The sequence below is a fragment of the Roseateles noduli genome, assembly GCF_050626985.1.
Classification (GTDB): Bacteria; Pseudomonadota; Gammaproteobacteria; order Burkholderiales; family Burkholderiaceae_C; genus Roseateles; species Roseateles noduli_A.
The window spans coordinates 1,163,980-1,189,159 of record NZ_CP192463.1 but is presented as its reverse complement, the minus strand read 5'-3'; the positions used below and the strand labels follow the sequence as shown (position 1 = coordinate 1,189,159).

At 66.5% G+C, this 25,180-nt stretch carries 24 protein-coding genes and 1 tRNA gene; all 25 read right to left on the bottom strand.

Features of this window, described 5'->3' with window-relative positions; translation table 11 throughout:
- Positions 1-2: 2 nt before the first annotated feature.
- The 25 genes from ggt to ACQ4L4_RS05205 all read right to left on the bottom strand — a co-directional run bounded on the left by ggt (position 3) and on the right by ACQ4L4_RS05205 (position 25,108).
- A complete protein-coding gene (gene ggt, locus ACQ4L4_RS05325) occupies positions 3-1,622 on the bottom strand; it encodes a gamma-glutamyltransferase (RefSeq protein ID WP_431104878.1) in 1,620 nt (539 codons plus the stop codon).
- A 195-nt stretch (positions 1,623-1,817) separates the two neighbouring features.
- A complete protein-coding gene (locus tag ACQ4L4_RS05320; protein WP_431103189.1) occupies positions 1,818-2,312 on the bottom strand; it encodes a DUF1178 family protein in 495 nt (164 codons plus the stop codon).
- A gap of 12 nt (positions 2,313-2,324) precedes the next feature.
- Positions 2,325-2,984: an NUDIX domain-containing protein gene (locus tag ACQ4L4_RS05315; RefSeq protein WP_431103188.1), complete on the bottom strand. Its 660-nt coding sequence runs from the start codon at positions 2,982-2,984 to the stop codon at positions 2,325-2,327.
- The gene (locus ACQ4L4_RS05310) at positions 2,965-3,300 is read right to left on the bottom strand and encodes a DUF2818 family protein (protein WP_377155449.1); all 336 of its coding nucleotides are present in this window, start codon (positions 3,298-3,300) and stop codon (positions 2,965-2,967) included. The genes ACQ4L4_RS05315 and ACQ4L4_RS05310 overlap by 20 nt, the downstream gene beginning before the upstream one ends.
- Before the next feature lie 60 nt (positions 3,301-3,360).
- Positions 3,361-4,842 (bottom strand): NADH-quinone oxidoreductase subunit NuoN, encoded by a 1,482-nt coding sequence (gene nuoN, locus ACQ4L4_RS05305; protein WP_431103186.1) that lies wholly within the window; start codon positions 4,840-4,842, stop codon positions 3,361-3,363.
- 12 nt (positions 4,843-4,854) lie between these two features.
- The gene (locus ACQ4L4_RS05300) at positions 4,855-6,324 is read right to left on the bottom strand and encodes an NADH-quinone oxidoreductase subunit M (RefSeq protein WP_431103184.1); all 1,470 of its coding nucleotides are present in this window, start codon (positions 6,322-6,324) and stop codon (positions 4,855-4,857) included.
- An 18-nt stretch (positions 6,325-6,342) separates the two neighbouring features.
- Positions 6,343-8,394 (bottom strand): NADH-quinone oxidoreductase subunit L, encoded by a 2,052-nt coding sequence (nuoL, locus tag ACQ4L4_RS05295; protein ID WP_431103182.1) that lies wholly within the window; start codon positions 8,392-8,394, stop codon positions 6,343-6,345.
- Positions 8,395-8,419: 25 nt separating this feature from the next.
- On the bottom strand, positions 8,420-8,731 hold the full coding sequence (gene nuoK, locus ACQ4L4_RS05290) for an NADH-quinone oxidoreductase subunit NuoK (RefSeq protein WP_431103180.1): 312 nt from the start codon (positions 8,729-8,731) through the stop codon (positions 8,420-8,422).
- Positions 8,731-9,372, bottom strand: a complete 642-nt coding sequence (locus ACQ4L4_RS05285) for an NADH-quinone oxidoreductase subunit J (protein ID WP_377155454.1) — start codon at positions 9,370-9,372, stop codon at positions 8,731-8,733. Before ACQ4L4_RS05285 ends, nuoK begins: the two co-directional genes overlap by 1 nt.
- A gap of 78 nt (positions 9,373-9,450) precedes the next feature.
- Positions 9,451-9,933, bottom strand: a complete 483-nt coding sequence (gene nuoI, locus ACQ4L4_RS05280; protein ID WP_088407447.1) for an NADH-quinone oxidoreductase subunit NuoI — start codon at positions 9,931-9,933, stop codon at positions 9,451-9,453.
- A 15-nt stretch (positions 9,934-9,948) separates the two neighbouring features.
- Positions 9,949-11,046: an NADH-quinone oxidoreductase subunit NuoH gene (gene nuoH, locus ACQ4L4_RS05275; RefSeq protein ID WP_377155455.1), complete on the bottom strand. Its 1,098-nt coding sequence runs from the start codon at positions 11,044-11,046 to the stop codon at positions 9,949-9,951.
- A 13-nt stretch (positions 11,047-11,059) separates the two neighbouring features.
- Positions 11,060-13,402, bottom strand: a complete 2,343-nt coding sequence (gene nuoG, locus ACQ4L4_RS05270) for an NADH-quinone oxidoreductase subunit NuoG (protein WP_431103178.1) — start codon at positions 13,400-13,402, stop codon at positions 11,060-11,062.
- A gap of 21 nt (positions 13,403-13,423) precedes the next feature.
- Positions 13,424-14,821, bottom strand: a complete 1,398-nt coding sequence (nuoF, locus tag ACQ4L4_RS05265) for an NADH-quinone oxidoreductase subunit NuoF (protein ID WP_431103177.1) — start codon at positions 14,819-14,821, stop codon at positions 13,424-13,426.
- Between the two features lie 12 nt (positions 14,822-14,833).
- Positions 14,834-15,376, bottom strand: coding sequence for an NADH-quinone oxidoreductase subunit NuoE (gene nuoE / locus ACQ4L4_RS05260; protein WP_431103175.1), 543 nt, complete (start codon positions 15,374-15,376; stop codon positions 14,834-14,836).
- A gap of 11 nt (positions 15,377-15,387) precedes the next feature.
- Complete coding sequence (locus ACQ4L4_RS05255; protein ID WP_431103173.1) at positions 15,388-16,644, bottom strand: NADH-quinone oxidoreductase subunit D; 1,257 nt, start codon at positions 16,642-16,644, stop codon at positions 15,388-15,390.
- Positions 16,645-16,646: 2 nt separating this feature from the next.
- Positions 16,647-17,243 carry an NADH-quinone oxidoreductase subunit C gene (locus ACQ4L4_RS05250; RefSeq protein WP_297526090.1) on the bottom strand — a complete coding sequence of 199 codons (597 nt, stop codon included), beginning with the start codon at positions 17,241-17,243 and terminating at the stop codon, positions 16,647-16,649.
- A gap of 19 nt (positions 17,244-17,262) precedes the next feature.
- Positions 17,263-17,739: a NuoB/complex I 20 kDa subunit family protein gene (locus ACQ4L4_RS05245; RefSeq protein ID WP_067273441.1), complete on the bottom strand. Its 477-nt coding sequence runs from the start codon at positions 17,737-17,739 to the stop codon at positions 17,263-17,265.
- A 173-nt stretch (positions 17,740-17,912) separates the two neighbouring features.
- Positions 17,913-18,272 (bottom strand): NADH-quinone oxidoreductase subunit A, encoded by a 360-nt coding sequence (locus tag ACQ4L4_RS05240; RefSeq protein ID WP_431103172.1) that lies wholly within the window; start codon positions 18,270-18,272, stop codon positions 17,913-17,915.
- Between the two features lie 264 nt (positions 18,273-18,536).
- Positions 18,537-18,621, bottom strand: a tRNA-Leu gene (locus ACQ4L4_RS05235).
- Positions 18,622-18,755: 134 nt separating this feature from the next.
- Entirely contained in the window at positions 18,756-19,148 is a 393-nt protein-coding gene (gene secG, locus ACQ4L4_RS05230) for a preprotein translocase subunit SecG (protein WP_431103171.1), read from the bottom strand.
- A gap of 34 nt (positions 19,149-19,182) precedes the next feature.
- Positions 19,183-19,923 (bottom strand): triose-phosphate isomerase, encoded by a 741-nt coding sequence (gene tpiA, locus ACQ4L4_RS05225; protein ID WP_377155461.1) that lies wholly within the window; start codon positions 19,921-19,923, stop codon positions 19,183-19,185.
- Positions 19,924-19,971: 48 nt separating this feature from the next.
- Positions 19,972-20,958 (bottom strand): NAD(P)H-quinone oxidoreductase, encoded by a 987-nt coding sequence (locus tag ACQ4L4_RS05220; RefSeq protein WP_431103170.1) that lies wholly within the window; start codon positions 20,956-20,958, stop codon positions 19,972-19,974.
- Between the two features lie 28 nt (positions 20,959-20,986).
- Positions 20,987-23,125: a polyribonucleotide nucleotidyltransferase gene (pnp, locus tag ACQ4L4_RS05215; protein ID WP_431103168.1), complete on the bottom strand. Its 2,139-nt coding sequence runs from the start codon at positions 23,123-23,125 to the stop codon at positions 20,987-20,989.
- Between the two features lie 283 nt (positions 23,126-23,408).
- Positions 23,409-23,678, bottom strand: a complete 270-nt coding sequence (gene rpsO, locus ACQ4L4_RS05210; RefSeq protein WP_067273461.1) for a 30S ribosomal protein S15 — start codon at positions 23,676-23,678, stop codon at positions 23,409-23,411.
- A gap of 185 nt (positions 23,679-23,863) precedes the next feature.
- Positions 23,864-25,108 carry a branched-chain amino acid ABC transporter substrate-binding protein gene (locus tag ACQ4L4_RS05205; protein WP_431103167.1) on the bottom strand — a complete coding sequence of 415 codons (1,245 nt, stop codon included), beginning with the start codon at positions 25,106-25,108 and terminating at the stop codon, positions 23,864-23,866.
- Positions 25,109-25,180 lie beyond the last annotated feature (72 nt).

Sequence of the window (25,180 nt, the reverse complement as noted above, 5' to 3'; positions counted from 1 at the left end):
CATCAATAGCCGGCCGCCAGCCCCGTGTTCCGCCGCGGATCGTTCGCCCCGTAGAAGCGGTTGTTCCCCACCGGTTTCCCGTTGAGCGACGGCGCGCCGACGATGATCGCCGCCAGGTGGTTCGCCGGATGCGGCGCGCCCAGCTTGTGCCCCATGCCTTCCAGCAGCTTGCGCGTGTCCGGCGAGAACGCATACGGCTCGACGTTGGTCACGTCCGGCAGCCATTGCTGGTGGAAGCGCGGCGCGTCCACCGCCTCCTGCACGTTCATGTCGAAATCGATCGCGTTGAGCATCGTCTGCAGCACCGCCGTGATGATGCGGCTGCCGCCCGGCGTGCCGACCACCATCACCGGCTTGCCGTCCTTGGTCACGATCGTCGGGCTCATCGACGACAACGGACGCTTCCCGGGCGCGATCGCATTCGCCTCGCCCTGCACCAGGCCGTACATGTTGGGAACGCCGACCTTGGAGGTGAAGTCGTCCATCTCGTTGTTGAGCAGCACGCCCGTCTTCGCCGCCGTGACCTTCGCGCCGAACCAGTCGTTCAGCGTGTAGGTCACCGACACCGCGTTGCCCCACTTGTCCGCGATCGAGTAGTGCGTCGTGTTGCTGCCCTCATGCGGCGGCACACCGGGCTTGATGTCCATCGATACGCCCGCCTTCGTCGGGTCGATCGCCGCGCGCAGCTTGGCCGCGTAGTTCTTGTCCAGCAGCCGCTGCAGCGGGTTCTTTACGAAGTCCGGATCGCCCAGCGTGCTGTTGCGATCGACGTAGGCATGGCGCATCGCCTCGATCTGGTAGTGCGCGCCCTGCGCCGATCCCCAGCCGAGCTGCCGCAGCGGGTAGCCCTCGAGGATGTTCAGCATCTCGCAGATGATCACGCCGCCCGAGCTCGGCGGCGGCGCCGACACGACGTGGTAGCCGCGGTAGTCGCATTCCACCGGGGGGAGCTCACGCGTCTGGTACTGGTCCAGGTCGGCCTGCGTCAGGATGCCCTTGCCCGCCTGGCTGGACTCGACCAGCGCCTTCGCCACCCAGCCCTTGTAGAAGCCGTCCGTGCCCTTGGCGCCGATCTCGCGCAGCGTCTTCGCGAGGTCCTTCTGCACCAGCTTGTCGCCGGCCTGGAAGGGCTTGCCCTTGTTCAGGAAGATCGCGCCCGAGGCGGGGTCGGCCTCGAAGTCCTTCGTGGCCGTCTTGAACATGTCGATGTCGCCCTGGTCCAGCGCAAAGCCGCGGTCCGCCAGCGCGATCGCGGGCGCGATCAGCGCGGGGCGCTTCATCGTGCCGTACTTCTCACGCGCGTACTCAAGACCTGACACCGTCCCCGGCACGCCCACCGCGAGGTGCCCGTGCGTGCTCAGGCCCTTGACGACGTTGCCGTCCTTGTCGAGGTACATGTTGGCCGTCGCGGCCAGCGGGGCCTTCTCGCGGAAGTCGAGGAAGGTCTTGCGGCCGTCGGCCAGCTGGATCGTCATGAACCCGCCGCCGCCGAGGTTGCCCGCCGCCGGGTACACGACCGCGAGCGCGTAGCCCACCGCCACCGCGGCGTCGACGGCATTGCCGCCGTCCTTGAGCACGTCGACACCGACCCGCGTCGCGAGGTGCTGCGCGGTCACCACCATGCCGTTCTGCGCGGCCACCGGCGCGGCCGAAGCCGCGAGGGACGGCGTTATCGGCGCAAAGGCCAGGAACGCGGTCACCGCCGCGGCACACGTGAGCAAACGGAAAGTCTTCATGAACCTGATTCCTCAAGAGATGCGACGGGGCATTCGACACCCGCGGCGGTGTCGCCCGCAATCCCAAGCGGCGTCAGATCGTTACTGGAGAGGGTCTTTCAGCGCATCGGGCACCGGCAGTGCGACGATGTCGATGCCCTCGTCCGCCAGCTCGCGCGCCTCGTCCGGCGTCGCGCGGCCGCGGATGCCGCGTTCCTCGGCTTCGCCGTAATGGATGCGGCGCGCCTCGGTGGCGAATCGGTCGCCCACGTCCTCGGTCTTCGCCATCAGCGTGCGAACCGCCTGCAGGACCTGCTTCTGCATCTCGATCGCGATCGGCGGCACGCCGTCCGGCATCGAGGGCACCGAAGGCAGCGACGGCGCTTCGGCGCCGCTCTTGCGCGACCTCGCCGTCGTCGGCTCGGCGGCGGAAGAGAGATTCAGCCGCGGCGCGCTCGGCATCCGCCGCACGGCCGCGCTGTTGCACAGCGGGCAGCTCAGCAGGCCGCGCGCTTGTTGCGACTCGAAATCGGTGGCGGAGGCGAACCAGCCCTCAAAGGCATGGCCGGCCTCGCAGGCCAGGTTCAGTACCAGCATGATGGACCGATGCTAGCGGCTGGAGGCTTCGTCCGCCGGCATCCAGTCCAATGGCCATGCGCCGGCCCGCCAGCGCTGCAGCCATTGCAGGCAGATCAGCGTCTTCGCGTCGGTGACGCGGCCGTCGAAGGCCATGCGGTCGAGCTCGTCCTCGGCCACCGGCAGCAGGTCGAGGAACTCCTCGTCGTCGAGCTGCCGTTCGCCGGCGATCAGGCCGCGGGCGAAGAAGATCTCGATGCGTTCGTCCGAGTAGGCGATCGCGTTGTGGAGCACGCCCGCGTAGGCCCACTCGCGCGCGCGGAAGCCGGTTTCCTCGAACAGCTCGCGCATCGCGCAGCGCAGCGGAGATTCGTCCGGATCCAGCTTGCCCGCGGGAAACTCCAGCACCACGCGGCCCATCGGATAGCGGTACTGGCGTTCCAGCAGCACGCGGCCGTCGTCGAACAGCGGCACGATTACCGCCGCGCCGGGGTGGCGGATGTACTCGCGCGTGGCCTCCCGGCCATTGGGCAGCGCGACGCGGTCGCGCTTCACATGAAGAAAATTGCCCCGAAGGATCCACTCGGACGCCAGCGGGGCTTCGCGCAGATGTTCGTCGGCATCGGCGGCCGGCGGGATGCCGATCACGCCGTCGTCATCGGGTCGGTTGGCTTCAGGCAGCTTCTTCGTCATCGAACTCTCGCACCTTGGCCCGCGAGCGGCGCAGGTAGCGCCACACGAAACCCGGGAAGCCCAAGGTCACGAACATCGCCAGCGCCGCCGCGTAGAACTCCCAGCCCTGCGGGAAACGCTGGCCCTGCTGCGACTCGAGGCCGAAGCCCACGGCCAGCGTCACCAGCGCGAGCAGGAAAAGCTCCAGCAGGCGCCAGCCGCCGGCCTTGGGATCGCGACGCGGCCCCACCAGCAGGATGCGCGAACTCAGGTAAGGCAGGTTGGCCGCGACGAGCGCGACCACCAGCACCATCCAGACAGAAACGCCCTGATCCATGGTCGTGTGCTCCGTATCCCGTTGTCGGCCGCTGCCGTTTCCGCTCGCCGTCGCCGGCGATCAGTGCGCCAGCGCGCGTGTCACGGCCTGGCTGCACAGCGCCAGCAGGCCGCTCGGCACCAGGCCCAGCACCAGCACGGCAACGCCGTTCAGCGACATCACCACGCGGGCGTCCACGGGGGCGCTCAGCGGGCTGTGGTCGGTCGGTTCATCGAAGAACATGACCTTCACGACCCGCAGGTAGTAGAACGCGCCCACCAGCGACAGCAGCACCGCGATCACCGCCAGCCAGATGTAGAGCGACTGGCCCGTCGTGACCATCGCCTGCAGCACGGCCAGCTTGCCGTAGAAGCCCACCATCGGCGGGATGCCGGCCAGCGAGAACATGTAGATCGCCATCACAAAGGCGTACCACGGGCTGCGCTTGAACAGGCCGGCCAGATCGCTGATCTGCTCGGACTCGAAGCCCTGGCGCGCCAGCAGCATGATCAGGCCGAAGCTGCCCAGCGTCGTCAGCACGTAGGTGATCGCGTAGAACATCGCCGAGCTGTAGGCGTTCAGCGCATGCAGGTCCGGCTGGCCGTTCACCACGCCCGAGGCCAGGCCCAGCACGACGAAGCCCATCTGCGAGATCGTCGAGTACGCCAGCATCCGCTTCAGGTTGCTCTGCGCGATCGCGGCCAGGTTGCCCACGACCAGCGAGGCCACCGCCATCACCAGCATCATCTGCTGCCAGTCGGTCGCCAGCGGCAGCATGCCTTCCACCAGCAGGCGCAGCGTCATGCCCAGCGCGGCCAGCTTGGGCGCGCCGCCGATCAGCAGCGTCGCGGCCGTCGGCGCGCCCTGGTAGACGTCCGGCACCCACATGTGGAACGGCGCGGCGCCCAGCTTGAAGCCCAGGCCGGCGACGACGAAGACCACGCCCAGCACCAGCACGCCCTTGTTGACGGTGCCGGTGGAGATGACCTCGAACACGCGCGGGATCGAGAGCGACCCCGTGGCGCCGTACATCATCGACAGGCCGTACAGCAGGAAGCCCGAGGCCAGCGCGCCCAGCACGAAGTACTTCATCGCGGCTTCGGTCGAGATCGTGTGATCACGACGCAGCGCCGTCAGCGCGTACAGCGACAGGCTCATCAGCTCCAGACCCAGGTAGGTCGTCAGGAAGTTGTTGGCCGCCACCATCACGTTGACGCCCAGCAGCACCAGAAGGCTCAGCGTGAACAGCTCGCCCTTGAGGATGTCGCGCGACTCGGCGTACGGACGCGCGTAGACCAGCGTGACGATCAGCGCGATGGCGCTGACGCCGCTCAGCAGGTGGCTGAGCGGGTCGACGACCAGCATGCCCTGCATCGTCTCGGTGGGCACGTCGCCCATCGCGGCGAAGTGCATCACGCCGACCACCGCCAGGCTGAGCTGCGTCAGCCAGTAGGTCGTCGTGCGGCGCGGGTCGGTGACGAACAGGTCCACCAGCGCGACCACGCAGGCCAGCGCCAGCAACAGGATTTCGGGATAGACCGCGACCCAGTTCATGTCGTTCATTGTGTTGGGCCCTTATTGGATCTTGGACACCGCGACGTGCTTGAGCAGCGCGTCGACGGATTGATGCATCACGTCGGTGAACGGCTTCGGGTACACGCCCATGTAGAGCGTCGCGATCGCCAGCACGCCCAGCATCAGGAACTCGCGGCCGTTGATGTCGGTCAGGTTGCGGACGTTGTCGTTGGTCACCGCGCCGAAGTAGACGCGCTTGATCATCCACAGCGTGTAGGCCGCGCCGAAGATCAGCGCCGTGGCCGCCAGCAGGCCGATCCAGAAGTTGTGGCCGACGGCGCCCAGGATCACCATCCACTCGCCCACGAAACCGGCCGTCGCCGGCAGGCCGCAGTTGGCCATGCCGAAGAACACCGCCAGCGCCGCGAACTTGGGCATCGTGTTGACGACGCCGCCGTAGTCGGCGATCTCACGCGAATGCACGCGGTCGTACAGGACGCCGATGCACAGGAACATCGCGCCCGACACGAAGCCGTGCGAGATCATCTGCACCAGGCCGCCGGCGACGCCCAGCTCGTTGAAGATGAAGAAGCCCAGCGTCACGAAGCCCATGTGGGCCACCGACGAGTAGGCCACCAGCTTCTTCATGTCGCGCTGGACCATGGCCACCAGGCCGATGTAGATCACGGCGATCAGCGACAGGCCGATGATGAACCAGTCGTAGTGACGCGCGGCGTCAGGCGCGATCGGCAGGGAGAAGCGCAGGAAGCCGTAGGCGCCCAGCTTCAGCATGATGGCCGCCAGGACCACCGAGCCGCCGGTCGGCGCCTCCACGTGGGCGTCCGGCAACCACGTGTGCACCGGCCACATCGGCACCTTCACCGCGAAGGCCGCGAAGAAGGCGAAGAACAGCAGGGTCTGCGCCGGCATCCCCAGCGGCAGCTTGTGCCACAGCAGGATCTCGAAGCTGCCCGACTGGCTGTACAGGTACAGCAGCGCGATCAGCATCAGCAGCGAGCCGGCCAGCGTGTACAGGAAGAACTTGAAGGCCGCGTACACGCGACGAGGTCCGCCCCAGACGCCGATGATGATGTACATCGGGATCAGCGTGGCCTCGAAGAACACGTAGAACAGCATGCCGTCGAGCGCGCAGAACACGCCGATCATCAGGCCCGACAGGATCAGGAAGGCGCCCATGTACTGGTGCACCCGCGTGTCTATCACTTCCCAGGCCGCGATCACCACGATGATCGAGATGAAGGCCGTCAGCGGGACGAACCACATCGAGATGCCGTCCACGCCCAGGTGGTAGTGGATGTTGAAGCGCGGGATCCAGGACGCGACCTCGACGAACTGCATCGCCGCCGTCGAGTTGTCGAAGCCGCTGATCAGCGGCAGCGTCACCAGGAAGGACGCGACCGCCGCGACCAGCGCCATCCAGCGCACCGCGCCGGCATTGTTGTCGCGCCCGAGCGCGAGCAGCAGGCCACCGCAGACGATGGGCAGCCAAATGGAGAGACTTAGCAACATTCTTATTCTCCGCCCGCGTCAGAGGCCGAACAGGGCCTTGAATTGGGGCCCCATGTAAGGCCACAGCTGCCAGGTCATCAGACCCACGACACCCAGGATCATCACCAGCGCGTACCAGTACAGGTGGCCGGTCTGGATCAGCCGCACCAGGCCGGCGACGCCGCCCACCGTGCGCGCCGAGCCGTTGATCAGCACGCCGTCGATGACGCCCTGGTCGCCGCCCTTCCACAGGCCGGATCCGAGCGCGCGCGCGCCGCGGGCCAGCACGTTCTCGTTGAACCAGTCCATGTAGTACTTGTTCTCGAGGATCGTCACGATCGGGCGGAAGATGCGCGCGATCGCGGCCGGGATCGCCGGGCTGATCATGTAGAACCAGTAGGCCACGGCCACGCCGGCGATCGCCAGCCACAGCGGCAGCGTCTGCAGGCTGTGCACCGCCATCGCGACGGCGCCGTGGAACTCCTCGCCCAGTTCGGTCATCGCGTGATGGACCTCGTGGTTCACGAAGATCGAGTCCTTGAAGAAGTCGCCGTGCAGCATCGGCTTGATCGTGAAGAAGCCGATCAGCACCGACGGGATCGCCAGCAGCACCAGCGGCACCGTCACCACCCACTTCGACTCATGCGGCGTGTGGTCGTGCGCGTCGCCATGGTGATCGTCATGGTGGTCGTGCTCGCCCGGGAACGGCTTGTGGTGGAAGTTCTCCTTGCCGTGGAAGACCAGGAAGTACATCCGGAAGCTGTAGAACGCCGTCACGAAGACGCCGGCCACCACCGCGAAGTAGGCGAAGTCCGCGCCCGGCAGGTGCGAGGCGTGGACCGCCTCGATGATCGAGTCCTTCGAGTAGAAGCCCGAGAAGAACGGCGTGCCGATCAGCGCCAGCGAGCCCAGCAGCGAGGTGATCCAGGTCACCTTCATGTACTTGCGCAGGCCGCCCATGTTGCGGATGTCCTGGTCATGGTGCATGCCGATGATCACGGAGCCCGCGCCGAGGAACAGCAGCGCCTTGAAGAACGCGTGCGTCATCAGGTGGAACACCGCCACCGAGTAGGCCGAAGCGCCCAGCGCCACCGTCATGTAGCCCAGCTGCGAGAGCGTGGAGTACGCGACGACGCGCTTGATGTCGTTCTGGATGATGCCCAGGAAGCCCATGAACAGCGCCGTGATCGAGCCGATCACCAGCACGAAGCTCAGCGCCGTGTCGGACAGTTCGAACAGCGGGCTGAAGCGCGACACCATGAAGATGCCGGCCGTCACCATCGTCGCCGCGTGGATCAGCGCCGAGATCGGGGTCGGGCCTTCCATCGAGTCCGGCAGCCACACGTGCAGCGGGAACTGCGCCGACTTGCCCATCGCGCCGATGAACAGGCAGATGCAGGCCACGCTCAGCATCATCCAGCTCTCGCCGCCGAAGGGATTCGCGAAGCCGATCTTGGCCAGTTCCGCCGACTTGGCGAAGGTCTCGGTGTAGTTCAGCGAGCCGCCGTAGGCCACCAGCAGGCCGATGCCCAGGATGAAGCCGAAGTCGCCGACCCGGTTCACCAGGAAGGCCTTCATGTTGGCGAAGATCGCCGTCGGCTTCGTGTACCAGAAGCCGATCAGCAGGTAGGACACCAGGCCCACCGCTTCCCAGCCGAAGAACAGCTGCAGCATGTTGTTGGACATCACCAGCATCAGCATGCTGAAGGTGAACAACGAGATGTAGCTGAAGAAGCGCTGGTAGCCGGGGTCTTCCTCCATGTAGCCGATGGTGTAGATGTGCACCATCAGCGAGACGAAGGTCACCACGCACATCATCATCGCGGACAGGCCGTCGATCATGAAGCCGACTTCCATCTTCAGGCCGCCCAGCACCATCCACTCGTAGACGGTCTGGTTGAAGCGCGCGCCGTCGAGCACGGCGTTGAGCGTCATCACGGAGATGATCAGCGCCACCAGCACGCCGAGGATGGTCACCACGTGGGCGCCGCGGCGGCCCACCTGCTTGCCGAACAGGCCCGCCACGATGGCGCCGGCGAGCGGCGCCAGGGGCACCGCCAGCAGCATGTTCTGAGAGAGTGTTGCAGACATTGTTTTTCTCGCTTCCTGACGCTCGTCAGCCCTTCAGGGCGTCCAGCTCTTCCACGTCGATGCTGCTGCGGTTGCGGAACAGCACGACCAGGATCGCCAGGCCGATCGCCGACTCGGCGGCCGCCACGGTGAGGATGAAGAACACGAACACCTGGCCGGCCATGTCGCCCAGGTAGTGCGAGAACGCCACGAAGTTCATGTTGACCGCCAGCAGCATCAGCTCGATGGCCATCAGCAGCACGATCAGGTTCTTGCGGTTCAGGAAGATGCCGATCACCGACAGCGCGAACAGGAACGCGCCCAGGATCAGGAAATGGTTCAGGCTCAGCACGCCCATCACGCGGCTCCTTCGTTCTTGTCAGCCGCCGGCAGGGACGGCGCTTCGACGGTCGGGGCGACCTTGACGATGCGCAGGCGGTCCGCCTTCTTCACGCGCACCTGCTGCGACGCGTCCTGGTGACGCGAGTCCTTGCGGCCGCGCAGCGTCAGCGCGATCGCCGCGATGATCCCCACCAGCAGCAGCACCGCGGCGATCTGCACCGGGAACAGGTAGTTGGTGTAGATCTCGATGCCCAGCAGCTTGGTGTTGCCCAGCTGCGCCATGTTGGGGATCTCCGGGGCGTTCTCGACGCCGCGGAAGCCGCCCATCAGCACGGCCGCGATCTCCAGCGCGATGACCGCGCCGACCAGGCTGGCCACCGGCAGGTGCTTCCAGATGCTCTCGCGCACGGCGGTGGACTCGAAGTCCAGCATCATCACGACGAACAGGAACAGCACCATCACGGCGCCGATGTAGACCAGCACCAGCGTGATGGCCAGGAACTCCGCCTTCAGCAGCATCCACAGACAGGAGGCGCTGAAGAAGGACAGGATCAGGAACAGGGCCGAGTGCACGGTGCTCTTGGCCGTGATGACACGGACCGCGGAGGCCAGCAGTACGAACGAGAAAACGTAGAAGAGCGCGGTAGTGATGTCCATGCGATGTCCTGCAAGCAGGCCGCCGGTCGCGGTCCTCTCCCCTCGCCTCGCGGCGCGGTGAAGAGACCGCCGGACCGGTCAGCGGTACTTGGCGTCGGCCTCCTTGCTGGCTGCGATCTGCGGCTCGTACCGGTCCCCCACCGCCAGGAGCATCTCCTTGGTGAAGTACAGGTCGCCGCGCTTCTCGCCGTGGTATTCGAAGATGTCGGTCTCGACGATCGAGTCGACCGGGCAGCTCTCTTCGCAGAAGCCGCAGAAGATGCACTTGGTCAGGTCGATGTCGTAGCGCGTCGTGCGGCGCGAGCCGTCCGCGCGCACGTCCGATTCGATCGTGATCGCCATGGCGGGGCACACGGCCTCGCACAGCTTGCAGGCGATGCAGCGCTCTTCACCGTTCTCGTACCGGCGCAGCGCGTGCAGACCGCGGAAGCGAGGAGACAGCGGGGTCTTCTCTTCCGGGAACTGCACCGTGATGTTCTTCGAGAGGAAATGCCGGCCGGTGAGGGCCATGCCCTTCAGCAGCTCGGTGAGCATGAAGCTCTTGACTAGGTCCTTGATCACAGCGTGTACCTCGGATTACTTCCAGATATTGAACGGCGACTGGATCCACAGACCCACCACGACGAGCCACACCAGGGTGACCGGAATGAAGATCTTCCAGCCCAGACGCATGATCTGGTCATAGCGGTAGCGCGGGAAGGTCGCGCGCACCCACAGGAAGCAGGTCACGACGAAGAAGGTCTTGGCGAACAGCCAGAACCAGTTCCAGAACGCCATCGAGTGCTGGATCCACGCGGGCGTGTCCATGCCCAGCAGCGACCACGAGATCGGGGCCGACCAGCCGCCCAGGAACATCAGCACCGCGAGGGCCGACACCAGGATCATGTTGGCGTATTCGGCCAGGAAGAACATCGCGAACGACATGCCCGAGTACTCGATCATGTGGCCGGCCACGATCTCCGATTCGCCTTCGACGACGTCGAACGGGTGGCGGTTCGTCTCGGCCAGGCCGGAGATGAAGTACACCAGGAAGATCGGCAGCAGCGGCAGCCAGTTCCAGGACAGGATGTTCACGCCGTGCGACGCGAACCAGCCCTGCTCCTGGCTGGTCACGATGGCGCTGACGTTCATCGAGCCGGTCACCATCAGCACGACGACCAGGCAGAAGCCCATCGCGATCTCGTAGGAGACCATCTGTGCCGAGGCGCGCAGCGCGCCCAGGAAGGCGTACTTCGAGTTCGAGGCCCAGCCCGCGATGATCACGCCGTAGACCTCGAGCGAGGTGATGGCCATCAGGAACAGCAGGCCGGCGTTGACGTCGGCGATCGCGACGCCCGGGCCGAAGGGCACGACCGCCCAGGCGGCCAGCGCCGGCATGATCGTCATGATCGGGCCGAGGAAGAACAGGCCCTTGTTCGCGGCGCTCGGGACGATGATCTCCTTGAAGATCAGCTTCACGGCGTCGGCGATCGGGGTCAGCAGGCCCAGCGGACCGACACGGTTCGGACCCGGACGGATCTGCGACCAGCCGATGGCCTTGCGTTCCCACAGCGTCAGGTAGGCGACGCAGCCCAGCAGCGGCAGCAGCACGGCGATGATCTTGAGCACGCTCCAGACCACCGGCCAGACCACACCTCCCAGCAGCGAGGCGCCGGCGTTATAGAAGTTTTCCATCGTCGTCTCGTCCTCAGGCCTTGGTCACGGCGATCGCGCCGGTGAACGCGCCCAGTGCGGCGGTCTCGGGGATGCCGGCGGGGATGCGCACCACGGTTGCGGGCAGCGATGCGTCCAGCTGCGCGGCCAGCACGGCCTCGCCGCCGTTCTGCGTCACGCGCACCTGCGCACCCTGCTCGGTCAGGCCGAGTTCGGTCCACAGCGCCTGCGGCAGCGACGCGATCGCCGCGTCACGGCCGTCGCGGGTCAGCTGCAGCGAGGTGGCGCGGCGCACCAGCGCGTCGGTCGCGTAGATCGGCACGGTGGTCAGGCGTTCCAGGCCTGGCGCCACTTGCACAGGCGCGGCAGCGGCGGACTGCGCCGACACCGCGTTGCCCAGGCGGTTCGCCAGGTCCAGCGACGAGCCCAGCGCCGCGGTGCGGACCTGCTCGGAGCTGTCGAAGTCGAAGCCCTGGAGGCTCAGCAGGTTGCCCAGCACGCGCAGGATCTTCCAGCCCGGACGGGTCTCGCCGCGGGCCTTGGCCACGCCGACGAAGCTCTGCAGGCGACCTTCCGCGTTGACGAAGCTGCCCGAGGTCTCGGTGAACGGCGCCGTCGGCAGCAGCACGTCGGCGAACTCGACCACCGGGCCCGTCTTGAACGGGGTCAGCACGACGACCATCTCGGCCGCGTTGACGGCCTTGGCGGCGGCGGCGGCGTTCGCGCCGTCCAGCACCGGGTCGGTGTTGAGCAGCAGCAGCGCCTTGGCCGGCTGGTCGTTCAGCAGCTGGGCCGCCGTGCGACCGCCCTGCCCCGGACGGGCATTGACGAGTTGCGCGCCGACGCTGTTCGCGGCGGCCGACAGCACGCCGACGGTGGCGCCGGTCTGCTCGCCGATCCAGTTCGCCAGCGACAGCAGCGTCGCGGCCTGCGGATGCTGGATCGCGGCGTTGCCGATCAGCACGGCCTTGCGCTCGCCCGACAGCAGCGTGTCGGCGATTGCCTGGGCGGCGTCGGTGGCGTTGCCGGACACCGGAGCGCTGACACCCTTGGCGGCGCCGATCGCGGCGGCGACGTTGGCCAGTTCAGCGACCCAGGCCGACGGCGCGGCGGTGATCGCGGCAGCGACCGGCATCTTCCAGTCTTCGACCGAGCCGGCCAGCGACACGATCTGCGCGCCGCGGCGGGCGGCCTGGCGCAGGCGTTGCGCGAACAGCGGGTGGTCCTTGCGCAGCGACGAGCCGACGACGAAGGCGCGGTCCAGTTGCGACAACGATGCGATCGACGTGCCCAGCCACAGCGCCTTGCCGTCCGCGGCGCGCAGCGCCGGGTCGACGACGCGCAGCTGCGTGTCGATGTTCTCGCTGCCCAGGCCGCGCACCAGTTGCGCCAGCAGGTGCAGTTCCTCGACGGTGCTGTGCTCGGAGCCCAGCGCGGCGATGGAGGAACCACCCTTCTCCGTCTTGACCTGCTTCAGGCCGTTGGCGACGTATTCCAGCGCGGTGGTCCAGTCGACCGACTTCCACTCGCCGCCCTGCTTGAGCATCGGCGTGGTCAGGCGTTCGTCGCCGTTCAGCGCTTCGTAGGAGAAGCGGTCGCGGTCGGCGATCCAGCACTCGTTGACGGCTTCGTTCTCCAGCGGGACGACGCGCATCACTTCGTTGTTCTTGACCTGGACGATCAGGTTCGCGCCGGTCGAGTCATGCGGGCTGACGCTCTTGCGACGCGACAGTTCCCAGGTGCGGGCGCTGTAGCGGAAGGGCTTGCTGGTCAGCGCGCCGACCGGGCAGATGTCGATCATGTTGCCCGACAGCTCCGAGTCCACGGTGCGGCCGACGAAGGTCTGGATCTCGCTGTGCTCGCCGCGGTGCGCCATGCCCAGCTCCATCACGCCGGAGATCTCCTGGCCGAAGCGGACGCAGCGCGTGCAGTGGATGCAGCGGCTCATCTCTTCCATCGAGATCAGCGGGCCGACGTTCTTGTGGAACACCACGCGCTTCTCTTCCGAGTAGCGCGAGGCGCTGGCGCCGTAACCGACGGCCAGATCCTGCAGCTGGCATTCGCCGCCCTGGTCGCAGATCGGGCAGTCCAGCGGGTGATTGATCAGCAGGAACTCCATCACGCCCTGCTGGGCCTTTATGGCTTTCTCGCTCTTGGTGCGGACGATCATGCCCTGCGTCACCGGCGTCGCGCAGGCGGGCAGCGGCTTGGGCGCCTTCTCCACGTCCACCAGGCACATGCGGCAGTTGGCCGCGATGCTCAGCTTCTTGTGATAGCAGAAGTGCGGGATGTAGGTGCCGGCCTTCTCGGCGGCATGCATCACCATGCTGCCTTCGGGCACTTCGACCTTCTGGCCGTCGAGTTCGATTTCAACCATAGTTCTTCTCAGCGGCTCCGATCAGGCGTGCGCCGGCGACTTCGCCGTGGCGGACGGGGACGACGCGGCAGGCGCCTTGTTCTGCTGGGCCTGTTCGATCATCGCGATGAACTCACCCTTGAAGTGCTTGAGCATCGCGCGCACCGGCATCGCCGCGGCGTCGCCCAGCGCGCAGATGGTGCGGCCCTGGATGTTGTCGGCCACGGAGTTCAGCAGGTCGATGTCCTCGACGCGGCCCTTGCCGTGGGCGATGCGCTCGATCACGCGGTGCATCCAGCCCGTGCCTTCGCGGCAGGGGGTGCACTGGCCGCAGGACTCGTGCGCGTAGAAGTAGGACAGGCGCAGCAGGCTGGTCACCATGCAGCGGGTCTCGTCCATCACGATGACGGCGCCCGACCCCAGCATCGAGCCGGCCTTGGCGATGGAGTCATAGTCCATCGTGCACTGCATCATGACGTCGGCCGGCAGCACCGGGGCGGACGAACCGCCGGGGATGACCGCCTTGAGCTTGCGGCCGCCGCGCATGCCGCCGGCGAGCTCGAGCAGCTTCTCGAACGAGGTGCCCAGCGGGATCTCGTAGTTGCCGGGACGCTCGACGTCGCCGGAGATCGAGAAGATCTTGGTGCCGCCGTTGTTGGGCTTGCCGACCTCGAGGTAGGCCTGGCCGCCGTTGCGGATGATCCAGGGCACCGCCGCGAAGGTCTCGGTGTTGTTGATGGTCGTCGGCTTGCCGTACAGGCCGAACGAGGCCGGGAACGGCGGCTTGAAGCGGGGCTGGCCCTTCTTGCCTTCGAGCGATTCCAGCAGCGCGGTTTCCTCGCCGCAGATGTAGGCGCCGAAGCCGTGGTGGCCGTGCAGCTGGAAGCTGAAGTTGCTGCCCAGGATGTTGTCGCCCAGCAGGCCGGCCGCGCGGGCCTCTTCCAGCGCGGCTTCGAAGCGTTCGTACACCTCGAAGATCTCGCCGTGGATGTAGTTGTAGCCGACCTTGATGCCCATCGCGTACGCCGCGATCGCCATGCCTTCGATGACGATGTGCGGGTTGTACATGAGGATGTCGCGGTCCTTGCAGGTGCCCGGCTCGCCCTCGTCGCTGTTGCAGACCAGGTACTTCGCGCCCGGGAACTGGCGCGGCATGAAGCTCCACTTCAGGCCGGTCGGGAAGCCCGCGCCGCCGCGGCCGCGCAGGCCGGAGGCCTTCACTTCCGCGATGACCTGGTCGGAGGTCATGCCCTGACCCTCGCCCTGGGCGAGGATCTTGCGCAGGGCCTGGTAGCCGCCGCGTGCTTCGTAGTCCTTCAGCGACCAGTTCTTGCCATCGAGGCCCGCGTAGATCTGCGGGGTGATGTTGCGGTCGTGGAAGCAGGTCTCGGCGCCCGTGGCCTGCCACTTCGAGAGGTCGATGTTCGCGATGTTGGTCATCGTCCAGGTCCCTCAGTTCTTGTTGGCCACAGATTGCCGGCCATGGTGCGCTCTGAGCGCATCCACCAGCTCATCGAGACGTTCGGCGCTCATGAAGCTGAGCATCTGGCGATCGTTCACCAGCATCACCGGCGAGTCGGCGCAGGCGCCCAGGCACTCGCTCTGCTGCACGGTGAAGACGCCGTCGGCGGTCGTGCCGCCGGCCTCGACGCCCAGCTTCTGGCACAGGTGGTCCAGCGCCTTCTGGCCGTCGCGCAGCTGGCACGGCAGGTTGGTGCAGACGTTCAGCTTGAACAGGCCCAGCTTGCGCTGGTTGTACATGTTGTAGAAGGTCGTGACCTCGTAGACGGCGATCGCCGGCATGCCCAGGTACTGCGCGATCGCGTCCTCGGCCTCGCGGGACACGAAGCCCTGCTCCTGCTGGACGATGGACAGGCAGGCCATCACGGCCGATTGCGCCTGCTCGGCCGGGTACTTGGCGACTTCGCGCGCGAAGCGGGCCGCGGTGGCCTCGCTCAACACGAACCCAGTGCTCACAATTTCAGTGCTGCTCATGCGATCACCACTCAACGGTCAATTTCACCGAACACGATGTCCATCGTGCCGATCACGGCCACCGCGTCGGCAATCATGTGTCCGCGGGCCATCTCGTCCAGCGCGGCCAGGTGCGAATAGCCCGGCGCGCGGATCTTCAGCCGGTACGGCTTGTTGGCGCCGTCGCTGATCAGGTAGATGCCGAACTCGCCCTTCGGGTGCTCGACCGAGGCGTAGGCCTCGCCCTCGGGGACGCGGAAGCCTTCGGTGAACAGCTTGAAGTGGTGGATCAGCTCTTCCATGCTGGTCTTCATCGCCACGCGGCTGGGCGGCGCCACCTTGTGGTTGTCGGTGATGACCGGACCCGGGTTGGCCTTGAGCCACTTCACGCACTGCTGGACGATGCGGTTGGACTGGCGCATCTCTTCGACGCGCACGCAGTAGCGGTCGTAGGTGTCGCCGTTGGTGCCGATGGGGATGTCGAAGTCCATCTTGCCGTAGACGTCGTAGGGCTGCGTCTTGCGCGTGTCCCACGCGATGCCGGAGCCGCGCAGCATCGGGCCGGTCAGGCCCAGGTTCAGCGCGCGCTCGGGCGTCACGACGCCGATGCCCACGGTGCGCTGCTTCCAGATGCGGTTGTCGGTCAGCAGCGTCTCGTAGTCGTCGACGTTGGCCGGGAAGCGGGCGCAGAAGTCCTCGATGAAATCGAGCAGCGAGCCCTGGCGGTTCTCGTTGAGCTTGTCGATCGCCTTCTGGTTCTTGATCTTGCTGACCTTGTACTGCGGCATCGAGTCCGGCAGGTCGCGGTACACGCCGCCCGGACGGAAGTAGGCCGCGTGCATGCGCGCGCCCGAGACCGCCTCGTACATGTCGAAGATGTCCTCACGCTCGCGGAAGCAGTAGATGAGGATGTTCATCGCGCCGCAGTCGATGCCGTGCGCGCCCAGCCAGAGCAGGTGGTTCAGGATGCGGGTCAGCTCGCCGAACATCACGCGGATGTACTGCGCGCGCTCCGGCACTTCCAGGCCGAGCATCTTCTCGATGGCCAGGCAGTACGCGTGCTCGTTGGACATCATCGACACGTAGTCGAGGCGGTCCATGTAGGGCAGCGACTGGATGAAGGTCTTGGTCTCGGCCAGCTTCTCGGTGGCGCGGTGCAGCAGGCCGATGTGCGGGTCGGCGCGCTGGATGACTTCCCCGTCCAGCTCCAGCACCAGGCGCAGCACGCCGTGCGCGGCCGGATGCTGCGGGCCGAAGTTCAGGGTGTAGTTCTTGATTTCGGCTGGCATGCTCACAGGCCCCCGTAGTTGTCTTCGCGGATCACGCGCGGCGTGATCTCGCGCGGCTCGATGGTCACCGGCTGGTAGATCACGCGCTTCTGCTCGGGGTCGTAGCGCATCTCGACATGGCCCGTCACCGGGAAGTCCTTGCGCATCGGGTGACCGATGAAACCGTAGTCGGTCAGGATGCGGCGCAGGTCCTCGTGGCCTTCGAAGATGATCCCGTACAGGTCGAACGCTTCGCGCTCGAACCAGTTGGCGGCGTTCCAGATCGGGGTCACGGCGGCGACGGACGGGAAGTCGTCCTCCGGCGCGAAGACCTTCAGGCGCAGGCGCCAGTTCTTGTTGATCGACAGCAGGTGGGTGACGACCGCGAAACGCGCGCCTTCGTAGGCGCCGTCCTTGTAGGCGGAGTAGTCCACGCCGCACAGGTCGATCAGCTGCTCGAAGCGCAGCTCGGAGTGGTCGCGCAGCAGCTTGGCGACGTTGAAGTAGTCCTTGGCCGCGACGGTGATCGTGATTTCACCCAGCTCGCGCTTGAACGCGACGATCTGGTCGCCCAGCACGCTGTGCAGGGCCGCCTGCAGGGTGTCGAGTTTGATGGTCATGAGGTCTGCCTGCTTCTGCTCAGCGAGCGATGGTGTTCTCGCGGCGGATCTTGGCCTGCAGCTGCAGGATGCCGTAGAGCAGCGCCTCGGCGGTCGGCGGACAGCCCGGGACATAGACGTCGACCGGGACGATCCGGTCGCAGCCGCGCACGACCGAATAGCTGTAGTGGTAGTAGCCGCCGCCGTTGGCGCAGCTGCCCATCGAGAGCACCCAGCGCGGCTCGGCCATCTGGTCGTAGACCTTGCGCAGCGCCGGCGCCATCTTGTTGCACAGCGTGCCGGCCACGATCATCAGGTCGGACTGCCGCGGGCTGGGACGGAACAGCATGCCGAAGCGGTCGATGTCGTAGCGGGCGGCGCCCGCGTGCATCATCTCGACCGCGCAGCAGGCAAGACCGAAGGTCATCGGCCACAACGAACCGGTCTTGGACCAGTTCACCAGCTTGTCCAGCTGGGTGGTCATGAAGCCTTCCTTCATTACGCCTTCGTTACCCATATCGAATTCCCATCTTTCGAGATCAGCGGAGAAGGAACTTCGTGACTGCGGACGTTGCATTAACGCCGCGTTGACGCGTCGCCCTTCCCTAACGGACACGCGCCCGAAACGGGCGCCGTGTCCTGAAGCATTCACGGATCCGGCGCGTCATCGCGGATCCGCCCATCGGGTCGTCACTCCCAGTCGAGCGCGCCCTTCTTCCATTCGTAGGCGAAGCCCACCACCAGGATGCCGAGGAAGAGCATCATCGCCCAGAAGCCTGCCGGTCCGATCTCGCGCAGCGAGACGGCCCACGGGAACAGGAAGGCGATTTCCAGATCGAAGAGGATGAAGAGGATGGCGACGAGGTAGTAGCGCACGTCGAACTTCATGCGCGCGTCCTCGAAGGCCTCGAAGCCGCATTCGTAGGGGCTGTTCTTTGCCGCGTCAGGGCGACGCGGACCCGCCAGGAAGCCCAGTAATTGCGGGGCGATACCCACTCCGCAACCGACCAGGATGAAAAGGATGACGGGCAGGTATTGTTCCAGGCTCACGACTTGCTCTCGTTTTATGGCCGGGAAAACCAATTCCCGACGTGTCACCGAAGATTGGCGGGCCAGGGCCGACCAACGATTCGGCAAAAGCAACGGGCGCGCCGCCAGCGATTATCCAATCGCTCACGGACCGCGCCCGCCTTGTCCTCCGGAAATTCGCACACGGGATGTGCGCTGGGATTTCCTGAGTCCTACGACCTGCTTGATCACCTTCGATCCGGCTTTCCGGCTAGATCGCGAAGACCATGGCAGGCCGATTTATTCTGGTGCCGACGGCGAGACTCGAACTCGCACAGCTTTCGCCACTACCCCCTCAAGATAGCGTGTCTACCAATTTCACCACGTCGGCTTGTCGTCACCTTTCAGTGACCTTGTCTTGACGGCTCGCGTTTCAGACAGCCTCGAATTCTATAGTGCTTTCTGAGCCCCAAAAGGAAACCAAAGCAATTTTGTCGAGGTGCTTGCGCTTGCCGCCCACCTCTGTCAGTTCGAGGCGCCGGATGCGGCAGCCGACGGCGCCGCTTGCGGAGCGATCGACGCGCCAGGCAGCACCGCGGCCGAGGCCGGCGCGGACGGCACGGCGGCGCGTTCGAGCAGCTGCTCGCCCGCCGACGGACCCGAACCGATGCCGCCGTCGCGATGGCTGCCCATGTAGGCCAGCGCCAGCGTCGACACGAAGAAGATGGTCGCCGCGACGGCCGTCGAGCGCGACAGGAAGTTCGCGCTGCCGGTGGCGCCGAACAGCGAACCCGAGGCGCCGCTGCCGAACGACGCGCCCATGTCGGCGCCCTTGCCATGCTGCACCAGCACCAGCCCGATCATTGCCAGCGCCGCAACCAGTTGCAGCACCAGCACCAGATTCATCATCACTTGCATTGCTATTTTCTCCAGGAACCTTGAACGCCGGGCATCAGCCGGCAGCGCGGCAGATCGCCGCGAAATCGGCCGCCTTCAGCGCGGCGCCTCCGATGAGGCCGCCGTCGATGTCCGGCTGCGCAAACAGTTGGGGGGCGTTGTCGGGCTTGACGCTGCCGCCATACAGGATCTGCATCTGATCGGCCTTCTGCGTGGCCGCGCGCAGCTGCTGGCGCAGCAGCGCATGAACCTGCTGGGCCTGCTCCGGCGTGGCCGTCAGGCCGGTGCCGATCGCCCACACCGGCTCGTAAGCCACCACGATCTCGCCGATGCAGTGCGTCAGCGTGTGGATGACCGCCGCGAGCTGGCGCTTGACGACTTCCTCGGTGCGACCCGCCTCGCGCTCGGCCAGCGTTTCGCCGACGCAGACGATGGGCGTGACGCCGTGCGCCAGGGCGGCCTTGGCCTTGTCGGCCACCAGCTGGTCGCTCTCGGCATGGTACGCGCGGCGCTCCGAGTGGCCGACGATCGCGTAGCGGCAGCCCAGATCCGCCAGCATGGCCGACGACACCTCGCCGGTGTAGGCGCCCTGCTCGTGCGTGGACACGTCCTGCGAGCCGTAGGCGACCTGCGTGCCGGTCAGCGCCAGCGCCGTGTCCGTGATGTACGGGAACGGCACGCACACGGCGACCTGGGCGTTCCACGGACCCGCTTCCTTCAGGCCCGCCAGCAGCACGGCGTTGGACGCACGGGTGCCGTGCATCTTCCAGTTGCCGACCACCAGTTTCTTGCGCATCAGATCAACTCCCTTGAATCCGAAAAATCCTGCGGATGAGCGGACCGCTCACCAGCTCAGCACGATCTTGCCGACGTGCTCGCCCGATTCCATCAGCGCATGCGCCGCGGCGGCTTCCGTCGCGGGCAGCTGCTTGAAGATCACCGGCGAAATCGCCCGCGACTCGAGCAGCGGCCACACGCGCTCGCGCAGCGCGCGAGCGATGCCGGCCTTGAAGGCGATCGGACGCGGACGCAACGTGGAGCCGGTGATCGTCAGACGGCGGCGCAAGACCTGACCCGCATCGAACTCCGCCTTCACGCCGCCCTGCACCGCGATGATCACGGCGCGGCCGTCGTCGGCCAGGCACTGCACATTGCGCGCGACATAGCTGCCGGCCACCATGTCCAGGATCACGTCGACGCCACGACCGTTCGTCGCCGTCTTCACTTCCTCGACGAAGTCCTGGTCGCGATAGTTGATCGCGACGTCGGCGCCGAGCGCCAGACAGGCCTTCGCCTTGTCCGCGTTGCCGACGGTGACCAGCACCGTCGAGCCCAGCGCCTTCGCCAGCTGGATCGCCGTCACGCCGATGCCGCTGCTGCCGCCGTGGATCAGCAGGCTTTCGCCAGGCTGCAGGCGGGCGCGCTCGAAGACATTGCTCCAGACGGTGAAGAAGGTCTCCGGCAGGCTCGCAGCCTCAACCATGCTCCAGCCCTTCGGCACCGGCAGGCACTGGGCCACCGGCGCCACGCAGCGCTCGGCATAACCACCACCCGCCACCAGCGCGCAGACCGCGTCGCCGACCTGGAGGCCGGCGGCGGCCAGCGCCTGGGCATCCCCCGACTCGACCGTGCCCGCGACTTCCAGGCCTGGAAGATCGCTGGCACCGGCCGGCGCCGGATAGGCACCCTTGCGCTGCAGGACGTCCGGACGGTTGATGCCGTAGGCCTGCACGCGGATCAGGCACTCGCCAGCCCCGGCGGCGGGGTCGGCGCGCTCGATCAGCTGCAGGACCTCCGGTCCGCCGGGTTGGGTGATGGCGATGGCCTTCATGACGTGAGCTGCCGGGCCGCTTCGCCGATTACTCGGCCGAGCCTTCGCCGTGGAACGGAGCAGCCGGGGCCGCATCGCGGTCCAGCAGCGCCTTCATCGACAGCTTGATGCGGCCCTTCTCGTCGGTCTCGAGCACCTTGACCTTGACGATCTGACCTTCGCTCAGGAAGTCGGTGACCTTCTCGACGCGCTGATGCGCGATCTGGCTGATGTGCAGCAGGCCGTCCTTGCCGGGCAGGATGTTGACCAGCGCGCCGAAGTCCAGGATCTTGGTGACCGCACCTTCGTAGACCTTGCCGATCTCGGCTTCCGCGGTGATCTCGGCGATGCGCTTCTTGGCGATCTCGGCCTTGGCGCCGTCGGTCGACGCGATCGTGATCGTGCCGTCCTCGCCGATGTCGATCTGCGTGCCGGTCTCTTCGGTCAGCGCGCGGATGGTCGCGCCGCCCTTGCCGATCACGTCACGGATCTTCTCCGGATTGATCTTCATCGTGTACAGGCGGGGCGCGAACTGCGAGATCTCGGCGTTGGCCGTGCCTTGCGCGCCGACCATGGCTTCCAGGATGTGCAGGCGGGCTTCCTTGGCTTGCGCCAGGGCGACCTGCATGATTTCCTTGGTGATGCCCTGGATCTTGATGTCCATCTGCAGCGCGGTGATGCCCGAGGTCGTGCCGGCCACCTTGAAGTCCATGTCGCCCAGGTGATCTTCATCGCCCAGGATGTCGGTCAGCACGGCGAAGCGGTTGGCGTCCTTGATCAGACCCATCGCGATGCCGGCGACGTGCGCCTTCAGCGGCACGCCGGCGTCCAGCAGCGACAGGCAGCCGCCGCAGACCGAAGCCATCGACGAGGAGCCGTTGGACTCGGTGATTTCCGAGACCACGCGGATCGAGTACGGGAAGTCTTCCTTGGTCGGCAGCACGGCGACGAGCGCGCGCTTGGCCAGACGGCCGTGGCCGATTTCGCGGCGCTTGGGGCTGCCCACGCGACCGGTTTCGCCGGTGGCGAACGGGGGCATGTTGTAGTGCAGCATGAAGCGCTCGGAGTACTCGCCGGCCAGCGCGTCGATGGTCTGCGCGTCGCGGTCGGTGCCCAGCGTCGCGGCGACCAGCGCCTGCGTTTCGCCGCGGGTGAACAACGACGAACCGTGGGCGCGCGGCAGCACGCCGTTGCGGATCTCGATGGCGCGGACGGTGCGGGTGTCGCGGCCGTCGATGCGCGGTTCGCCGGCCAGGATCTGGCCGCGGACGATGCGGGCTTCGATCTCGAACAGCAGGCCGTCGACTTCGACGCCGTCGAAGGCGGTGCCTTCGGCGGTCAGGGCGGCCTTGACCTTCGAGTAGGCGCTGCGGCAGGCCTCGGTACGGGCCTGCTTCGAACGGATCTGGTAGGCGGCGCGCAGGTCTTCCTCGGCCAGGGCGGTGACCTTGGCGATGAAGGCTTCGTCCTTGGCCGGGGCGACCCAGTTCCACGACGGCTTGCCGGCGTCGCGGACCAGTTCGTTGATCGCGGCGATGGCGACCTTGCCCTGGTCGTGACCGAAGGTCACGGCGCCCAGCATGATGTCTTCGCTCAGCTGGTCGGCTTCGGACTCGACCATCAGCACGGCGGCTTCGGTGCCGGCGACGACCAGGTCCAGCTTGGAGTCGATCAGCTGGGTCTTGCCCGGGTTCAGCACGTACTCGCCGTTGACGTAGCCCACGCGGGCGGCGCCGATCGGGCCGTTGAACGGGATGCCGGAGATGGCCAGCGCGGCGCTGGTGGCGATCAGGGCGGCGATGTCGGCCTGGACTTCAGGGTTCAGCGACACCGTGTGGATCACGACCTGGACTTCGTTGAAGAAGCCTTCCGGGAACAGCGGGCGGATCGGGCGGTCGATCAGGCGCGAGGTCAGGGTCTCGAGCTCGCTCGGGCGGCCTTCACGCTTGAAGAAGCTGCCGGGGATCTTGCCGGCGGCGTAGGTCTTCTCGATGTAGTCGACGGTCAGCGGGAAGAAGTCCTGGCCGGCCTTCGGGGAGGACTTGGCGACGACGGTCGCCAGCACCACGGTGTCCTCGATGTTCACCAGCACGGCGCCGGAGGACTGACGGGCGATTTCGCCGGTCTCCATCACGACTTGATGTTGGCCCCATTGGAAGGTCTTCACGACCTTGTTGAACATGCTCATTCGAGTTCTCCTCAGTTCAGGGATGCGCCGCTTGCGGTGCGGCACAGAGACCGGGAGTGAAACTGGGTTTGGCGGGATGCCATTCCAGAGCGGCTGCCTGTCCGGCTGCCACCGGCAAACGCTTTGGAATGACACATCGGCGCCACGTCAGTTCAACTCCGTTGTCCGACCGGTCCGTGGACCGGTCGGGCCGCCTGCCGGAACACTCCGGCCGACGGCACGCAGAAACGACAAAGAGCCTGTTGGAGTCAGACCAATCAGGCTCTTTGCTTTCATGCGCCGATTACTTGCGCAGACCCAGCTTCTGGATCAGGGCGGTGTAGCGGTCGGCGTCCTTCTTCTTCAGGTAGGACAGCAGGCTCTTGCGCGCGTTGACCATCTTCAGCAGGCCGCGGCGGCCATGGTGGTCCTTGGCGTGCAGCTTGAAGTGGGGGGTCAGCTCGTTGATGCGCGCGGTCAGCAGGGCGACTTGGACTTCCGGCGAGCCGGTGTCGTTGGCGCTGCGCGCGTTGGCCTTGACGATCTCGGCCTTGTTTTGGTCGAAGCTGGACATGATGCGTTCCTTGTTCCGGAATGATTCGGAAGGTCCGCCGGCATGGCCAGTGAAGGCGTCAAGTGCGCAGACGGTTTCCGAGGTGGACTTGCGATCACAGGTGAAACCGACCCGTGTCGTGCTGATTGCCGCCGCCAGGACGAACCTGGCAGACAGCCGCGGAGTATAGCCGCAAACACTACACCCTAGTAGTAACGCCTCATCCGGCAGCTGGAAGGCTGCTCCGCCTGCGCCGCATCGAGGAAGCGCAGCGTGCGGAAACCGTAGCCGGAGCCCTCGTTGTCGTGGGGCGTGCCGGCCTCGCCGGCGCGACGCATGATGCTGACATGGAGCGGCTGCTGCAGCTGGTGATCCGACGGCCGCATCCAGCCCTGGTGGGCCACGCCGAGCGGCCGACCATCGAGCCTCAAACCTTCCAGCGCCAGCGCGACCGCCTTCGGATCGGTGCCGCCAGCCTTCTCCATCGCGGCGACCAGCATCTCGACCATCAGCTGCATGCGCGCATGGAGGTAGTCGTGCTCCGGCTTCGGGAAGCGCTGGCGGAAGGTCGCATAGAAGCGCTCCGAGTCCACGGTGCCGACGTTCGGATGCCACTCCGCCACCGCCAGCACGCGGTCGACGCCCGCCTCGCCCAGCACGCCGGGCACACCCAGCGCGTTGCCGTAGAACGTGTAGAAGCGCGCATCGAGGCCGATGTCCTTGGCCGCCTTGATCAGCAGCGTCAGGTCGTTGCCCCAGTTGCCGGTGAGCACGGCCTGGGCGCCACTGGCGCGGATCTTGGTCGCGTACGGAAGAAAGTCCTTCACGCGGCCGAGCGGGTGGAGTTCATCGCCGACGATCTGCAGGTCCGGACGACGCTGCGCCAGCAGCGCCCTCGCCTGCTCGCGCAGGTGCTGGCCGAAGCTGTAGTCCTGTCCGATCAGGTAGAGCCGCTTGAGATTCCGATCCTGGGCGATCACCTCGACCAGCGCGGCCAGCCGCATGTCGGTATGGGCGTCAAAACGGAAGTGCCAGAAGCTGCACTGCGCACCGGTCAGCGCCGGGTCGACGGCCGCATAGTTGAGGAACAACGCGCGGCGGTCGGGCTCACGGGTGTTGTGCTTGTCGAGCGCGCCGATCAGCGCGCTCGCAACAGCCGAACTGTTGCCCTGGAGGACCACCGGGATGCCCTGGTCCGTCGCTGCGCGCAGCATCGACAGCGACTCCTCGACGGAACCCTTGCTGTCGAAGCGGACGATCTCCAGACGGCGCGCGCCGCCCGGCAGCTTCACGCCGCCGCGCGCGTTGACGCGCTCGGTGGCCCAGATGAGATTGCGGAAGACGGCCTCGCCGCCGTTGCCGAGCGGTCCGGAGAGCCCCTCGATCAAGGCGAGCCGGATCGGAGCGGCAGGAGCAACCGGAACGGCCGGAACCGTCGCGACAGCGGCCACCGGAGCGACTTAAGCGAGCACGACACCTGCGGCAAGCGCGAAAGCGGCAGACATCGCAGCGGTCAGCGCGAC

What these genes read in the sequence shown, in the direction of transcription:
- ggt (WP_431104878.1), bottom strand. Translation starts at nt 1,622, where the DNA reads ATGGTGGTGACCGCGCAGCACCTCGCGACGCGGGTCGGTGTCGACGTG.
- ACQ4L4_RS05320 (WP_431103189.1), bottom strand. Translation starts at nt 2,312, where the DNA reads ATGCTGGTACTGAACCTGGCCTGCGAGGCCGGCCATGCCTTTGAGGGC.
- ACQ4L4_RS05315 (WP_431103188.1), bottom strand. Translation starts at nt 2,984, where the DNA reads ATGACGAAGAAGCTGCCTGAAGCCAACCGACCCGATGACGACGGCGTG.
- ACQ4L4_RS05310 (WP_377155449.1), bottom strand. Translation starts at nt 3,300, where the DNA reads ATGGATCAGGGCGTTTCTGTCTGGATGGTGCTGGTGGTCGCGCTCGTC.
- nuoN (WP_431103186.1), bottom strand. Translation starts at nt 4,842, where the DNA reads ATGAACGACATGAACTGGGTCGCGGTCTATCCCGAAATCCTGTTGCTG.
- ACQ4L4_RS05300 (WP_431103184.1), bottom strand. Translation starts at nt 6,324, where the DNA reads ATGTTGCTAAGTCTCTCCATTTGGCTGCCCATCGTCTGCGGTGGCCTG.
- nuoL (WP_431103182.1), bottom strand. Translation starts at nt 8,394, where the DNA reads ATGTCTGCAACACTCTCTCAGAACATGCTGCTGGCGGTGCCCCTGGCG.
- nuoK (WP_431103180.1), bottom strand. Translation starts at nt 8,731, where the DNA reads ATGGGCGTGCTGAGCCTGAACCATTTCCTGATCCTGGGCGCGTTCCTG.
- ACQ4L4_RS05285 (WP_377155454.1), bottom strand. Translation starts at nt 9,372, where the DNA reads ATGGACATCACTACCGCGCTCTTCTACGTTTTCTCGTTCGTACTGCTG.
- nuoH (WP_377155455.1), bottom strand. Translation starts at nt 11,046, where the DNA reads ATGGAAAACTTCTATAACGCCGGCGCCTCGCTGCTGGGAGGTGTGGTC.
- nuoG (WP_431103178.1), bottom strand. Translation starts at nt 13,402, where the DNA reads ATGGTTGAAATCGAACTCGACGGCCAGAAGGTCGAAGTGCCCGAAGGC.
- nuoF (WP_431103177.1), bottom strand. Translation starts at nt 14,821, where the DNA reads ATGACCAACATCGCGAACATCGACCTCTCGAAGTGGCAGGCCACGGGC.
- nuoE (WP_431103175.1), bottom strand. Translation starts at nt 15,376, where the DNA reads ATGAGCAGCACTGAAATTGTGAGCACTGGGTTCGTGTTGAGCGAGGCC.
- ACQ4L4_RS05255 (WP_431103173.1), bottom strand. Translation starts at nt 16,644, where the DNA reads ATGCCAGCCGAAATCAAGAACTACACCCTGAACTTCGGCCCGCAGCAT.
- ACQ4L4_RS05250 (WP_297526090.1), bottom strand. Translation starts at nt 17,243, where the DNA reads ATGACCATCAAACTCGACACCCTGCAGGCGGCCCTGCACAGCGTGCTG.
- ACQ4L4_RS05245 (WP_067273441.1), bottom strand. Translation starts at nt 17,739, where the DNA reads ATGGGTAACGAAGGCGTAATGAAGGAAGGCTTCATGACCACCCAGCTG.
- secG (WP_431103171.1), bottom strand. Translation starts at nt 19,148, where the DNA reads ATGCAAGTGATGATGAATCTGGTGCTGGTGCTGCAACTGGTTGCGGCG.
- tpiA (WP_377155461.1), bottom strand. Translation starts at nt 19,923, where the DNA reads ATGCGCAAGAAACTGGTGGTCGGCAACTGGAAGATGCACGGCACCCGT.
- ACQ4L4_RS05220 (WP_431103170.1), bottom strand. Translation starts at nt 20,958, where the DNA reads ATGAAGGCCATCGCCATCACCCAACCCGGCGGACCGGAGGTCCTGCAG.
- pnp (WP_431103168.1), bottom strand. Translation starts at nt 23,125, where the DNA reads ATGAGCATGTTCAACAAGGTCGTGAAGACCTTCCAATGGGGCCAACAT.
- rpsO (WP_067273461.1), bottom strand. Translation starts at nt 23,678, where the DNA reads ATGTCCAGCTTCGACCAAAACAAGGCCGAGATCGTCAAGGCCAACGCG.